This window comes from Micromonospora sp. U56, assembly GCF_018070095.1.
GTDB lineage: Bacteria > Actinomycetota > Actinomycetes > Mycobacteriales > Micromonosporaceae > Micromonospora > Micromonospora purpureochromogenes.
This window is the reverse complement of the sequence record NZ_JAGPYL010000059.1, coordinates 1-14,018: the sequence shown is the minus strand read 5'-3', so window position 1 is coordinate 14,018 and position 14,018 is coordinate 1. Positions and strand designations below refer to the sequence as shown.

The following is a 14,018-nucleotide window of genomic DNA, read 5'->3' as shown; positions in this document are numbered from 1 at the left end:
GCCGCCCTAGGGTGGCGCGATCGTGCCACTTACTGACCGGTAGGAGCAGCGTGGACACCTCCAGCAGCACCACCGCTCGCCACGTGCTGTTCCTGAACTGGCGCGACACCAGCAATCCGGAGGGCGGCGGTTCCGAGGTCTACATCGAGCGGATCGCCGCCGAACTGGTCGCCGCCGGCCACCGGGTGACGCTGCTCTGCGCCGCCCACTCGAACGGCGGCCCGGAGGAGACCAACCCCGACGGCGTACGCGTGCTGCGCCGCGGCAGCCGCCACACGGTGTACGCCCGCGCGGCCCTGACCTACCTGGCCGGGCGGTTCGGGCTGGGCCCGCTGGGCCGGCGCGGCGGCGGCCTGCCGGACCTGGTGGTGGACGTCTGCAACGGCGTGCCGTTCTTCGCCCCGCTGTACGCCGGCCGCCCGGTGCTCGCCCTGGTGCACCATGTGCACCGGGAGCAGTGGCCGGTGGTCTTCGGCCCGTGGATGTGCCGGCTGGGCTGGTGGATCGAGTCCTGGCTGGCGGTCCGGCTCTACCGGCGCTGCCGTTATGTGACGGTCTCCGAGGCCAGCCGCACCGAGCTGGCCGAGCTGGGGGTGGACGCGGAACGGATCGACGTGGTGCCCAACGGCACCCCGCCGGTGACCGGCCCGCCGCTGCCCCGCACCGCCCACCCGTCGCTGCTGGTGCTGGGCCGCCTGGTGCCGCACAAGCGGGTCGAGATCGCGATGCGCACGGTGGCCGAGCTGGCCGGGGAGCTGCCGGAGCTGGAGCTGGTGGTGGCCGGTCAGGGCTGGTGGGAGCAGCCGCTGCGGGAGGTCGCCGACTCCCTCGGCGTCGCCGACCGGGTCCGGTTCACCGGCTTCATCAGCGAGGAGGAGAAGCACGAGGTGCTCTCCTCCTGCTGGCTGGCGCTCACCCCGTCGCTCAAGGAGGGCTGGGGCCTGACCATCGTCGAGGCCGCCGCCCGGAGCACCCCGACGGTCGCGTTCCGCTACGCCGGGGGCGTCGCCGAGGCGATGGTCGACACCGAGACCGGCCTGCTGGTCGACGACGAGGCCGAGTTCACCGACCGGGTGCGCGAGCTGCTCGCGGACGACGTGCGGCGCAAGGCGATGGGTGAGGCGGCGCTGGCGCACGCGGCCCGCTTCACCTGGGCCGCGACCGGGGCACGCTTCGCGCAGCTGGTCGCCCGGCTCACCGCCACCCGCTGACGGCCGGCGCGCGAACTGCCGCAGACATGCGACCGGGGCGCCCGCAGCAGCGGACGCCCCGGTCGACGGTGGTTCAGCGCGTGCCGTACAGCGTGCTCTCGGAGCTCTGCTCACTCACCTTGGAGTTGGCGGCCTCCTTGGCGGACGGGCTGAGCGCATTCGCCAGACCGACGCTGCCGAGCAGGCCGAGCACGACCCCGAGTACCCCGACGGCGACGAACGCGGGCAGGTTCCTCATCCACCTTCTCCTTCCGCGGGACTCGCGTGCCGGGACGCTACCACGCGCCGCAGCACCTGCGCAGTGCCCGAAAAACCGATGGCCAACACCACCGTTCCGGCCAACAGGTGGGCGTAACCGACCGGGCCGGGGTCGTTCCGCCCGGCCGGGGCCGTCCAGGCCGGGTTCTCGTAGAGGGTCAACTCCGGGCCGGCGTGGGTCAGCCGCAGCCCGACCAGCGAGGTCACGGGCACGGCGGGTCCCGACGCCCGCTGCACCAGCACCCAGCGCGCCCCCATGGCGGCCAGCGGACGGCCGGCGGCGAGCAGGTCGCGCACCTGGGCCGCGCGCGGGTCCTCCTTGCCGACCGCGACGTCACCCACCCACAGGGTGTCGTCGATCAGCACCGGCGACGACAGCAGGCGCGGGGCCGGGTCGATCACCACCCGGCCGCCGTTCCAGGCGTACCGCTGGTACTCCTGGAACGGCAGGGAGATCACCTCACCCGGCCGGTCGGCCACCTGCCGGGCGACCACCGCCCAGTCCGCCGGGTAGTTCACCGGCGTCAACCGGCCGAGCGCCCCGAAGGCCAGGTCGGGCAGGAGCACCACCGGCAGCATCGCCGCGCCGACCAGCAGCACCGTGCCGGTGGTCCGGTCGAACCGGGTGGCCAGCCGGTCGGCGAGCCGTTCCGCGCCGAGCGCCACGGCCACCGCGAGGGCCAGCGCGTACGGGACGAGCAGCTTCTGCCCGTCCCGTACCAGCCCGCCACCGGGCGCCGTGTCGACCAGCCAGCCGAGCAGCGCGACCCCACCGGGCAGCACGCCGAGCGCCGCCACCAGCCACGACCCGGCGGCCAGCACCAGCAGCCGGGCGGGCGCGCCGGCCGGCCAGCGCCGGCGCAGCAGCGACAGGCCGTACCCGGCGAGGAGCAGCAGCAGCCCGGTGGCCAGCGGCACCACCGCGGCCTGGCGGGACGCCGGAACGGTCAGCGCGTTCCAGATCCCGCCGGTGCCGGCGAGCGCGACCAGCGACCCGCCCCAGTTCTCGGCGCGGGCGGCGAAGGCCGGCACCCCGGCCGGGTCGGAGCGGCCCCCGGTGGCGCTGCCCAGCCCGGCCACCAGCCACGGCGCGTTGAGCAGCACCGTCACCGCGAGCGCGGTGCCCGCCCGGCGGGCCGCGCCGGGGTAGCGGCCGGGCACCAGCGCCGCCACCGCCACCAGGGCGATCAACCCGCCGGTCGGGGTGATCGCGGAGACCGCCACCGCCAGCAGCAGCCCGGGCAGCGCCCCGGGCCGGCCCGCGCGCACCCCGAGCGCCGCCGCCACCAGCCAGGGCAGCATCGCGTACGCCAGCAGCAGCCCCCACTGCCCGAGCAGCAGCCGCTCGGCCAGGTATGGCGTCCAGGCGTAGCCGAGGGCGGCGACCACCCGTACGGCGGTGCGGGTGGTGGGCACCAGCCGAGCGGCGCCGAGCGCGGCGAACCAGAGGATCGCCACCAGCACCAGTCGTTGCAGCAGCCAGCCGGGCATCAGCTGGGTGGCGAGCGCGACCACGGCGTCCTGCGGCACGGCCCGGGGCAGCGCCGAGGCCGGGGCGATCACGTCCCAGCTCAACGCCTGCCGGGGCACGAAGACCATGTCGTAGGTGAGGACGTACCCGGGCAGCGCCAGCGGGGCGAGCACCACCGCCGCCACGGCGGCGGCCACGCCGTACGGCACCAGCCGTCCACGCATCCGTCCACCCCCACTGCCTGCCGGGCGCGACCCGACCGCGCCGTGGTGGCTCGCCACTGTACGCGGCCCCGGCCGCGCTCCCGCGACGACCGGGAACCACCCGATGACCTGATGGGACGCCAGGTGGCCGGTGTGGCAGTCTTCCCGCCATGGCATCGACCGGCACGACCACCTCCCCCGAAGGGACCGGCCTCATCGGCGGCTGGGCGCGCGTCCACCCGGTCCGGGCGGTGGCCGTCGCCATGATCCTGGTCAGCCTGGTCTGGCGGGCGCAGCTCGCCTCCCGCGGCTACCTGGCGGTCGACGACTACGTGCTGATCGCCCGGGCCGCCGAGGCCGACCTGACCCCGGGCTTCCTGCTCACCCTCTACAACAACCACTTCATGCCGGCAGCGCTGCTGGCCACCTGGCTGGTGACCCGGGCGGCCGGCCTCGCCTACTGGCCGTACGTCCTGCTCCTCACCGCCGCCCAGGCGGTGCTCGCGGTGAGCTTCGCCCGGCTGCTGCGCACCCTGGTCCGCCCCGGCTGGGCGCTGCTGGTGCCGCTCGCGGTGTTCCTGTTCAGCCCGCTGACCCTGGAGGCGACCTCCTGGTGGGCGGTCGGGGTGAACATGCTGCCGATGCAGATCGCCATGGTGCTCGCGGTCGGTGCCCAGGTCCGGTACGTGCGTACCGGCCGGCGGCGACACCTGGTGACCCTCGGCCTGGCCGTGCTCTTCGGGCTGCTCTTCTTCGAGAAGGCGCTGCTGGTGGTGCCGCTGGTCTTCCTGCTGACCGCGTTCCTCTTCGTCGGCGGCCCGCCGGTACGGGCGGTGCTGACCACCGTCCGCAGGTACTGGCCGTCGTGGCTGCTGCTGACCGCCATGTCGCTGGGCTTCCTGGCCCTCTACGGCTCCCGGGCGGAGTCGTCGTTGCGCCGGCCGGACTCGCTCGGCGAGGTCCTCTCCTTCCTCTGGCAGCTGCTCGGCTCCACCGTCGTGCCGGGTCTGCTGGGCGGGCCATGGCGCTGGCTGCCGGCCGGTGACGGCGCCCCGGTGACCGCGCCGCCGGAGCTGGGCCGGTGGATCGCCTGGGCGGCCTTCCTGGTGCTGGTGGTGCTGACCGTCCGGCTGCGCCGGGTCGCCGGCCGGGCCTGGCTGCTGCTGGCGTCGTACCTGACCCTGGTGACCGCCCTGCTGGGTGCCACCCGGCTGGGCTCGATCTACAGCGACGTCGCCGGCGCCGTCCCCCGGTACGTCAGCGACGTGGTGGTGGTGGCCGCGCTCTGCATCGGCGTCGCGCTGCTCGGCCTGCGGCCGGTGCCGGACCGGTTCGCCCCCGCCGACCCGGCCCCGGCGGACCGGGCCGACGAGACCGACCCGGCCACGGACGACGCAGCTGCCGCGCGGGCGGACGGCGACGGGACCCCGGCGACCACCGCCGCCGACGGCGCGCCCACCCGCACCGCGACCGGAAGCGCCGACGACGAGGACCCGGACCGGTCCGCCGCCCAGCCCGAGCGGGTCGCCGCCGACGTCGAGCGCCCGGCCGGCCCCGAGCCGGCCCCCCGGGTCGCCATGCCGGCCGCCGCCTACCGTGGCCACGGCGTCCTGCACGCCGAGTACGACGACGACGATCTGCCGCCCCCGGTCCGTCCGTCGGCCGCGCGACCGTTCGACGCGCCACCGCAGCGGGCCGGCGCGGGCGCCGCCACGACCCCGCCGACCGCCACCCCGCCGGCTGCGCCCAGCGCCGCGCCCAACCCGGCGGACCGGACCGGCGACCCGACCCCCACCGAGCCGCCCGCCGACCGGCCGGAGCAGCCGGCCGGGCTGGCGGCGTTCACCGGCGGCCGGGACCCGGACGACCCGCCGCCCCCGGCCGTGCTGGTGCGTCACCGGGAGGCGGTCTCCGCCGGCCTGGCCCTCGCCCTGGTCGCCGGGGGTCTCGGCACCGCCTGGACGACCGCCCGGTTCGGCGACGAGTGGGCGGTCAAGGCCGGGCGCACCTACCTGGACACCGTCCGCGCCGAACTGGCCGCCGCCCCGCCCGGCACGGTCTTCTTCGACCAGCCGGTCCCCGGTGACGTGGTGCCCACGCTCTCCGCGCCGTACAACCGGCAGTCGACGTTCTTCCGCGCCCTGCCGGAGCGGCCCGTCTTCGTCACCGAGGCGGCGGCGCCGTCACTGTTCGACCCCACCGGCCGGATCACCCCGGTCCGCATCGACGGCCCCACCGTCCAGCCGGGGCCGGAGCAGGCCTGCGGCTGGAAGGTCACCGACGGCGAGACGGTGCGGATGCCGCTCACCGGGCCGCGCGACGACTGGTTCTGGGTGGTCCGGATCGGCTACCTCAGCTCCGGCGACAGCACGGCCACGTTCCGGTTCGGGGGCAAGGAGAAGCGGTTCCCGGTGAAGGCCGGGCTGAACCAGATCTTCTTCGAGTTCACCGGTGGCGGGGACACGGCCGAACTGAGCGTCGCCGACCCCGGCGTCACGCTCTGCACCAACGAGGTCGCCATCGGCACCCCGACGCCGCAGCAGTGACGGCCCCGGCCGGGGTCACTCCGGCCGGAACAGCACCGAGTTGACGTAGCGGGGGCGGGGCCAGAGCACCCGACGGGCGAAGCTCTGGCCCACCCGGGCGATCGCCTCCCGCTGGTGCCGCCCGAGGTCGAAGTCGGCCAGCGGCACCCAGGTACGCCCCGGCAGCACGTACCCCCGGTAACCCCAGCCGGTGAGCAGCTCCAGCAGCGGCTCCACCGGCTGGATCCGCTCCTCCACCTCGATCAGCAGCACCGGCCGGTCGCGGCGGATGGTCTCCGCCCCGCCGCGCAGCGCCGGCAGCTCGTGCCCCTCGATGTCGAGCTTGACGAAACGCACGTCGGTCAGGCCCAGCGAGTCCAGGGTGATCCGGCGTACCTGCACCGGGCGGCCCTGTTCCGGCTGCTCCAGCGACGAGGTGCCGACGATCGCGCCGCCGTCGGGCAGGTAGAGCGCGGCGGTGCCCTCGTGGTCGGAGACGGCCGCCTCGACCACCTCGACGGTGGGGAAGGCGGTGCGCAGCTGGCGGGCCAGCGGGGGCGTCGGCTCGACCGAGACGACCCGGTCGGCGCGGCGCAGCAGGCGCGCGGTCCACGGGCCGTACCAGGCGCCGACGTCCACGGCGGTGCCGCCGCGCGGCACGAAGTCGGCCAGCCGGGCCAGTTCGGGCTCCACCCGCGGATAGACCAGCCGGATCCCGTCCGCCACCCACCGCTCGGGAAGCTTCGCGGCCAGCCCGGAGGTCGCTGCCGCGGCCACGTTCGTCGACGCCATGGGGCAGCACACTAGACCCTTCCCGGCCGCGAGGGCAGGGGTCGCGGGTGCGGGGCTGACGGCCGGACGGTGGAGCGGTACCGTCTCCCCGGTCGGGCCGGGGAGGTCGCGGCCGTCGCCGGCCGCGAGCCGCGGTCGTCGGAGCAGCGTGGGCCACTCGGGGCGGCATGACACAGACCATCGGCAGGGACGCAGGCGCGGCGCGGCTCGGTGCCGCCGGTGCCGCCGTCACCGTGGCCACCACCCTGAGCAACGCCCTGGCCTACCTGGTGCCGGTGCTCGGCGCCCGCCGGCTCGACCCGGCCGACCTGGGCGCGCTGGCCACCGTGCTGGCGCTGGGCGCGATCGCCGCCGTGCCCGGCTTCGGGCTGCAGATCGCCGTCGCCGTGCACCGCGCCCGGCGCGGCCCCACGCCCACCGGCCGGCTGGCGCTGCTCACCGCCGGAGTCACCGCCGGAGTCACGGTCGCGGCAGCGCCGCTGCTCACCGTCCTGCTACGGCTGCCGGTGGCGCTGACCCTGCTGCTCGCGGCCACCACCTTCGCCACCGTGCTGGCCGGCCGCTGGCTCGGCGAGCTCCAGGGCGACCAGCGCTTCCTGCGCCTCTCCGCCGGGATGACCGTGCTCGCCGTCGGCCGCTACGGCGGGCTGATCGTCGGTCTGGCGCTCGGCGCGGGCCCGGTCACCGCGCTGCTGCTCGCCACCGGCACCGGGCTGCTCGTCCTGCCGCTGCTCGCTCGCCTGGCCCGCCCCGCCCGCCCGGGACCGTCCGCCGCACCGGAGGGCGGCCTGCGACCCACCCACGTGATGACCGCGTGCGGGGCCACGCTGGCGATGCTCACCATCTCGTACGCCGATCTGCTCCTCGCCCGTCAGTTGCTGCCGGCGGACGGCTCCGGGGCGTACGCGGTCGGCGCGGTGCTCACCAAGGGCGCGCTCTGGGCGCCGCAGGTGGTGACCCTGCTCGCGCTGCCCCGGCTGGCGCAGGGCGACCGGCGGGCCCGGGCGCTCGGCCTGGCGGTCATCCTCGCCTGCGGCGCGGTCCTGGTGGGGGCCGCCGCGCTCGGCGGCGAGCTGGCGTTCCGGCTGGCCGGCGGCGCCGACTACCTGCACCTGGCCGGCGAGGCCCCGCTCTTCGCCGCCACCGGCGCCCTCTACGCGGTCGTCTTCATGCTGGTCAACGACCGGGTGGCCAGCGGCGCCCGGTTCCCGGCCGCCCCGCTCTGGGTGGCCACCGTCGGCCTGGCCGGCGCGGCGGTGCTGGTCGCGCCGCGCACGGTCGAGGGGATCCTCACCTGCGCGCTGGGCGCCGCCGCGCTGACCGCCGCCGGGATGGCCTGGCTCGCGCTGCGCCCCCGCGACCCGTCCCCCGGGCCCTGACTCGCCGCGACCCGGCCGGCGGGCCCGGCACCTGATCACTCCGTTTCGGCGATGTCGAGGTGTCCGAGCGGCCGCAACACCCCCACCACGGCGAGCTGGAGTCGATCTCCGGTGTCGGGAGCGGCCGGGCGTACCTCAGTCGCCGGCGGCGAGCCAGCTGCCGAGCAGGTGGTGGTCGATCGAGTCGGGCCGGCCCAGCGGCCGTCCCTCGGCCGCCCGGCGGCGCAGCTCGTCCCGGGTGAACCAGCGCGCCTCCAGCAGCTCCACGCCGTCCACCCGGACCTCCTCGGCGGCGGCGGTGGCCCGGAACCCGACCATCAGCCCGGCCGGGAACGGCCAGGCCTGCGAGCCCTGGTACGACAGCGCGGAGAGGGTCACCCCGGCCTCCTCGGCCATCTCCCGGCGGACCGCGTCCTCCAGGCTCTCGCCCACCTCGACGAACCCGGCCAGCGTCGAGTACGCCCCCTCCGGAGCGCCGGCGTGCCGGGCCAGGAGACAGCGGTCGGGCGACCCGGGCGCCTCGACCAGCACGATGATCGCCGGTTCGATCCGGGGGAAGAGCAGCCGTCCGCAGCGCGGTCCCGAGCAGGCCCGCACGTGCCCGCCGTCGCGTGCCAGGGTGGCCGAGCCGCAGCTGCCGCAGTACCGCTGCTGCCGGTGCCAGTGCAGCAGCCCGCGCGCGTACGCCTGCACCGCCGCCTGGGCCGGGTCGAGCCAGGCGACCAGGGCGCGCACGTCCGCGGTGGCGGCCGCGCCGGCCAACCGGGCCGCCTCGGGCGCGGTACGCCCGGAAAGGTCCACGGCGAAGACCGGAGCCTCGCCGTCCCGCCCCAGGAAGACGGTCTCGTCGGCGGCGGCGAGCACCTCGGGGGCGTCGGCCGGGTGCAGCCGGACCGGCGTCTGGTCGGCGTCGACGAGGCAGTGGTCCCGCCAGAGCGGCAGCAGCACGGCCCCGGGATCGGTCAGCCGGGCGGAGATCCACTCGCGGTTGCCGCGCAGCGCCGCCGCCCGGTCCAGCCATCCGCCGCCGTACGCCAGCACCCGATCCGCCACCCGCACACCGTGCCACGGCAGCGGGACCGTCGGGTGAGCGGGGCCGGCTGCCGCTGGGCCGATGCGGTGCGCCACCAGCGGTGGCCGCACCGGCCTACGCGATCAGTTTGCGGGACCGGACAACCGGGTGATCGTCCGCGCCCGTCTGAGGGGTGATGACCCAACGGAGGGACGGGCGATGCGGGATGGTTCGGAAATGGAGTACGTCGACTACGTCACGGCGCGGATTCCCGCGCTGCGGCGGCTGGCGTACCTCCTGGCCGGCGACGAGCACCGCGCCGATGACCTGGTCCAGCAGACCATCACCACGCTGTACGTGAAGTGGCGGCGTGCGCAGGCCGCCGACCATCTCGACGCGTACGTCCGGACCATGCTGGTGCGTACGTACGTGGACGAGCGACGGCTGGCGTGGGCGCGGGTGCGGCTGTTTCGCGAGACACCTGAGCCACCGCCGTTCGAGGACGCCGGCGTCGAGGAGCGTCAGATCGTCCGGGCGGCGCTGAGCCGGGTGCCCCGCCGGCAGCAGGCCGTGCTGGTGCTGCGGTTCTACTACGACCTGTCGGTCGACGAGGTGGCCGGAATGCTCGGCTGCTCATCGGGCACGGTCAAGAGCCAGACGTCCCGAGGTTTGGCCACGCTGCGGCGCCTGCTCGGTGAGCGGGAGTTCGCAACTCTCTCCGCCCTGAACTGAGGAGCCGATCATGCCATCCGAACTCGATCTGCTGCGGTCGCTCAACGACGAGCCGCGCACCCGTTCCACCGTGGACGTCCAGCGCGCAATCGCCGACGGCCGGCGCCGCCGGGTCCGCCGCGGCGCCGGGTACGCGGGCGCCGCAACGGTGACCGCGCTCGCCGTCGCCGGCGCCTCGGTCGCGGGAGGGGTGTTCAACCCCGCCCCCTCGCAGACCGCGGCGACCGGTGCGCCGCGCACCACCGCCTCCGCCCCGCCAAAGGCGGAGTACACGATCCCGGGCACCGCTGGCTGGAGCGCAGCGCCGGCGACCCCGCCCACCAGTTGCACGCTCAACCGGCTGCCCGTACCGGACAACGCCCCGATGGCACTGGTTACCGGCGCCGCCCCCACCGGCCGGTACATCGTCGGGCGCTCGTACCCGAAGGCCGGCAGCTACCAGGCTGTCGTCTGGCACAACGGCAGCGTCCAGAAGGTGATGCTCCCCGGCGACGAGGAATTGCTGCAGGACGTCAACTCGGCGGGTACCGCGGTCGGCTGGAGCTGGGCCGGTGGCAGCGAGGAGGACACCGGCCCGGTCCCGTACGTCTACCACGACGGCGAGGTTTCGCCGCTGCAGGGCGTGCGGCGCGGATCCGCGTACGCGATCAACGACGCCGGAGCCATCGTGGGCGACGACACCGGCCGCGCCGCACTGGTCTGGCCGTCGGCGACCGCGAAGCCGGTCCGGCTGCCGGTGCCCGCCGGCACGTCGGTGGCCACGGCCCGCGACATCGACGAGGACGGCACAACGGTCGGCACCATCAACGATGAGCGGCCGTACGTCTGGTTCCCGGACGGCACCCACCGCGAGCTTCCGATGCCACGCATCGACGGTGTCCAGACCGGGAGCGCCCGGGCCTTCAGCATCCGGAACGGCTGGGCGACGGGGGTGGCCAGCCGGCTCACCCGCGGGGGGAAGGGCACGAAGGCCGACCGGGCGAACAACGCGCGGGCGGTCCGGTGGAACGTCCGCACCGGAGAGGTCCGCGTTTTCGGGGAGTTGCAGGGGTTCCCGAACGAGGTGAACGCGCAGGGCTGGCAGGTCGGCACGGACAAGCAGGGGCGCGCGGTGCTCGTCGCCGACGCCGAGCCCGTGGTGCTGCCGGCTCTGGCCGGCGGACAGCCGACCGCCGTGTCCAATATCGCGACCACGTTGAGCGATGACGGGCGCACTGTCGCCGGGCAGTCGGACGACGCGACGGACACGATCCAGGCTGTCGTGTGGCGCTGCCGGTAACGGGATCCGGCAGATCTCCGCAATCGGTCGGTCCGTAGGGCAAAGTTCATCACCTGGAGACCAGGAGATCCCGGCGAGGGCCGACCCGGCCGGGTCGGCCCTCTCTCGCCAGCGCTCGCGGGGACACCCGTGCCACTGGGCGTTCGCGGGGACACCCGTGCCACTGCGGCGGCGGCTTCGGGCGAGCGGGGCCGCCGGGGTCGACACGCGGTGACGATGTTGACCGCCCCGCACGATGTCCTCCGGCCGAGAGTTGGCTACCGTAGGTGTTTCTCCGGGGGCCCGCAGCCCCCCACGTGGTACGTCCCGATAGAGGTGGCTGTGACCCTGTACGGCGACAAACGTGTCTCCGACGACCGGCCCACGGTGCAGGTCACCGCGGTGTCCTGGCCGGGCGACGAGCCGGAGCCGACCGGCAAGCCCGGCTCGGGCTGGGCACGGTCGCGCCGGGGCCGGCTGCTGCTCGCCGGCGGCCTGGCCGCCGTGGTGCTGGCCGGTGTCGGCGGTGCCGGTGCCTACGCGTACGCCGGGGACGTGCCCCGGGGCACGACGGTGCTCGGCGCCGAGCTCGGCGGCCGGAGCCGGGACGAGGCGGCCCGGGAGCTGCGCGCCGAGTTGGAGCGCCGGGCAGCCACCCTGAACGCCCCGCTGACGGTGCTGGTGGGGGAGCAGAAGGCGGAGATCAGGCCGGCCGACGTGGGCCTGGCCGTCGACGTCGAGGCCACGGTGGCGGCGGCCGCCGAGGCCGACGCGCCCCCGGTGAGCCGGCTGCTCGGCTCCCGCACGGTCGACCCGGTGGTCACGGTCGACGCCGACCGGCTGGACGCGGCGCTGCGCGGGGTCCTGGGCAAGCAGGGTCGCGAGATGACCATGCCGGCGATCATCTTCACCGGCACCACCCCGAAGCCGGTGTACCCGAAGCCGGCCCTGTCGGTGGACCGGGAACACTCCGCCCAGGTCGTCACGAAGGGCTGGCTCGCCGGCGGGCAGGTGACCGTGCCGCTGGTGGAGCAGGCCCCGGCGACCACCGCCGAGGAGGTGGACCGCCTGGTCGAGGAGCTGGCCCGGCCGGCGGTCGCCGAGCCGGTCACGCTCACCACCGACAAGGGCACCGTGACCATCCCGCCGGCGGCGATCGCGCGCGGCCTGCGCTTCTCCGCCGACGAGGCCGGCAAGCTGACCCCCCGGGTGGACGTGAAGCGCCTGCGCGCCGCCCTCGGCGACAAGCTGGCGTCGATCGAGTCGCCGCCGAAGGACGCCACGATGACGATCTCCGGCGGCAAGCCGAAGATGGTGCCCGGCCGCGCCGGCCAGCAGCTCGACTCGGCCGCCCTCGGGCGTGACCTGCTCGCCGTCCTGCCCAAGGCGGACGGGCGGACGGTCAGCGGGCAGCTCAAGCCGGCCGAGCCGGAGCTGACCGAGGCGAAGCTCGGCGCGCTGGGCATCAAGGAGCGCGTCTCCACCTTCACCACCCGGTTCCCCGGCGGGCTCTCCTCGCCGCGCAGCCAGAACATCGTCCAGGCCGCCAAGGACGTCGACGGCACGGTGGTGAAGCCGGGTGAGACGTTCTCCCTCAACGGCCACACCGGCGAGCGCGGGTACGACCAGGGCTACAAGGACGCCCCGGTGATCGTCAACGGCAAGCTGGTGCCCGGCGTGGGTGGCGGCGTCTCGCAGTTCACCACGACGCTGTTCAACGCCACCTACTACGCGGGCCTGGAGGACGTCGAGCACAAGCCGCACTCGTTCTACTTCAGCCGCTACCCGGCGGTGATCGAGTCGACCATCTTCTGGCCGGACCTGGACTTCAAGTTCCGCAACAACACCCCGCACGGCGTCCTGATCGACACCTCGTACACGTCGAGCACGATCACCGTGTCGATCTGGAGCACGAAGATCTACGACAGCGTCAAGACCGAGTACGGCCCACGCCGCAACATCACCAAGCCGAAGACGGTCCACCTGGAGCCCGGTCCCACCTGCATCGCCGCGGTGGGCAGCGACGGGTTCTCCCAGGACGCCTTCCGGGTCATCAAGAAGGACGGCAAGGTCGTCAAGCGGGAGAAGTTCAGCTGGACCTACGACGCCGAGCCCCGCTTCATCTGCGGCCCCGAGCCGGCCTGACCGCGGGCAGGACGAAGCCCCGCCGGCTGATCGCTGGCGGGGCTTCCTTCTGTCGTACGCCCGCTCAGGGCCGCGCCTCGGCCAGTCCCTGCCGTACGCCGTCGGCGTCGCGGTCCGTGCCGTAGACGGGGGTGTCGGGCTGCTGCCGCCAGCTCTCGTCGAGGGTGCCGGCGTCGACCGGGTCGAAGCCGAGCGAGTCGACCAGCTGCATCACGAGCTGCTTCGCGTCGGCGTCGTCGGCGGCCACCGGCAGGCCGATCCGGTCGCCGGCGCCGGCCGGGCGGCCGTTGTCCATCAGGTGCTGGGCCTGGATGTTGTTGAAGGCCTTCACCACCCGGGCGCCCTTGAGGTGCTCGGCGGTCCACCGGCTGGAGCTGAGGCTGCGGTCCAGCAGCTCGGGGATGTCGCCGTCGCGCTGCGGGTAGTAGTTGTCGGCGTCGACGACCACCTTGCCGTCGAACAGCTCCGGGGGGAGTTCGGGGACGGCCAGCAGCGGGATCGCCACGATCACCAGTTCGGCATCCTGCACGGCCTGCTCCACCGTGCCCGCGGTGGCGCCGGTCTCCTGCGCCAGGTCGGTGAGGGTCTGCGGCCCCCGCGAGTTGGCGACTGTCACGTCGTGGTCGAGGGCGCGCAGCCGCCGGGTGAGAGTCCCACCGATGTGCCCCGAGCCGATGATTCCGATCTTCATGACCACTCCTGCCTCCGCCGGTCCCGACGGTCAGTTCCGGTCGTACGGTGAAACAGGTACCCCGACCGGTCCACACCGATTGCGGACAAGGCGTACTCCACGTCACGTTTTCCGCCATCACGGCGGGGACCACGCGGCGGCGCGGGTCCCGCACCGACGGTACCGAGAAGACGTGGGTCACCCGGGCGATTCGCCGAACGAGGGGCAGGTTGATTTCCGGGGGTGGATATACCAATCAGGGCCACCCCTTGAAAGGGGTGGCCCTGATTGAATGGTTGTCCGGCGGTGTCCTACTCTCCCACACCCTCCCGAGTGCAGTACCATCGGCGCTGGAGGGCTTA

11 protein-coding genes are annotated in these 14,018 nt (G+C 74.7%); 6 read left to right on the top strand and 5 right to left on the bottom strand.

Annotated features, from left to right (window positions below):
* Positions 1-50: 50 nt before the first annotated feature.
* Positions 51-1,211, top strand: coding sequence for a glycosyltransferase family 4 protein (locus tag KBX37_RS19805; protein WP_210777426.1), 1,161 nt, complete (start codon positions 51-53; stop codon positions 1,209-1,211).
* Between the two features lie 73 nt (positions 1,212-1,284).
* Here the strand turns inward: KBX37_RS19805 and KBX37_RS19800 are convergent, their stop codons facing one another.
* Entirely contained in the window at positions 1,285-1,449 is a 165-nt protein-coding gene (locus tag KBX37_RS19800) for a hypothetical protein (protein WP_157745799.1), read from the bottom strand.
* On the bottom strand, positions 1,446-3,164 hold the full coding sequence (locus KBX37_RS19795) for a hypothetical protein (RefSeq protein ID WP_210777425.1): 1,719 nt from the start codon (positions 3,162-3,164) through the stop codon (positions 1,446-1,448). Before KBX37_RS19795 ends, KBX37_RS19800 begins: the two co-directional genes overlap by 4 nt.
* Before the next feature lie 149 nt (positions 3,165-3,313).
* Here KBX37_RS19795 and KBX37_RS19790 point away from each other — a divergent pair, with 149 nt between their 5' ends.
* Entirely contained in the window at positions 3,314-5,689 is a 2,376-nt protein-coding gene (locus tag KBX37_RS19790; RefSeq protein WP_210777424.1) for a hypothetical protein, read from the top strand.
* Positions 5,690-5,704: 15 nt separating this feature from the next.
* On the opposite strand, the gene KBX37_RS19785 is transcribed toward KBX37_RS19790, so the two are convergent.
* Positions 5,705-6,460 carry an FkbM family methyltransferase gene (locus tag KBX37_RS19785; protein WP_210777423.1) on the bottom strand — a complete coding sequence of 252 codons (756 nt, stop codon included), beginning with the start codon at positions 6,458-6,460 and terminating at the stop codon, positions 5,705-5,707.
* Positions 6,461-6,627: 167 nt separating this feature from the next.
* Between KBX37_RS19785 and KBX37_RS19780 the strand changes: the two genes are divergently transcribed.
* On the top strand, positions 6,628-7,839 hold the full coding sequence (locus tag KBX37_RS19780) for a polysaccharide biosynthesis protein (protein ID WP_210777422.1): 1,212 nt from the start codon (positions 6,628-6,630) through the stop codon (positions 7,837-7,839).
* A 135-nt stretch (positions 7,840-7,974) separates the two neighbouring features.
* Here KBX37_RS19780 and nudC read toward each other — a convergent pair whose 3' ends face one another.
* Complete coding sequence (gene nudC / locus KBX37_RS19775; RefSeq protein ID WP_210777446.1) at positions 7,975-8,898, bottom strand: NAD(+) diphosphatase; 924 nt, start codon at positions 8,896-8,898, stop codon at positions 7,975-7,977.
* Positions 8,899-9,070: 172 nt separating this feature from the next.
* Between nudC and KBX37_RS19770 the strand changes: the two genes are divergently transcribed.
* From KBX37_RS19770 to KBX37_RS19760, 3 genes are all read left to right on the top strand, one after another.
* Complete coding sequence (locus KBX37_RS19770) at positions 9,071-9,583, top strand: SigE family RNA polymerase sigma factor (protein WP_210777421.1); 513 nt, start codon at positions 9,071-9,073, stop codon at positions 9,581-9,583.
* Between the two features lie 10 nt (positions 9,584-9,593).
* Positions 9,594-10,862 (top strand): hypothetical protein, encoded by a 1,269-nt coding sequence (locus KBX37_RS19765; protein WP_210777420.1) that lies wholly within the window; start codon positions 9,594-9,596, stop codon positions 10,860-10,862.
* A gap of 315 nt (positions 10,863-11,177) precedes the next feature.
* On the top strand, positions 11,178-12,986 hold the full coding sequence (locus KBX37_RS19760) for a VanW family protein (RefSeq protein ID WP_210777419.1): 1,809 nt from the start codon (positions 11,178-11,180) through the stop codon (positions 12,984-12,986).
* Positions 12,987-13,050: 64 nt separating this feature from the next.
* Here the strand turns inward: KBX37_RS19760 and KBX37_RS19755 are convergent, their stop codons facing one another.
* The gene (locus KBX37_RS19755; protein WP_210777418.1) at positions 13,051-13,677 is read right to left on the bottom strand and encodes an NADPH-dependent F420 reductase; all 627 of its coding nucleotides are present in this window, start codon (positions 13,675-13,677) and stop codon (positions 13,051-13,053) included.
* Between the last annotated feature and the right edge of the window lie 341 nt (positions 13,678-14,018).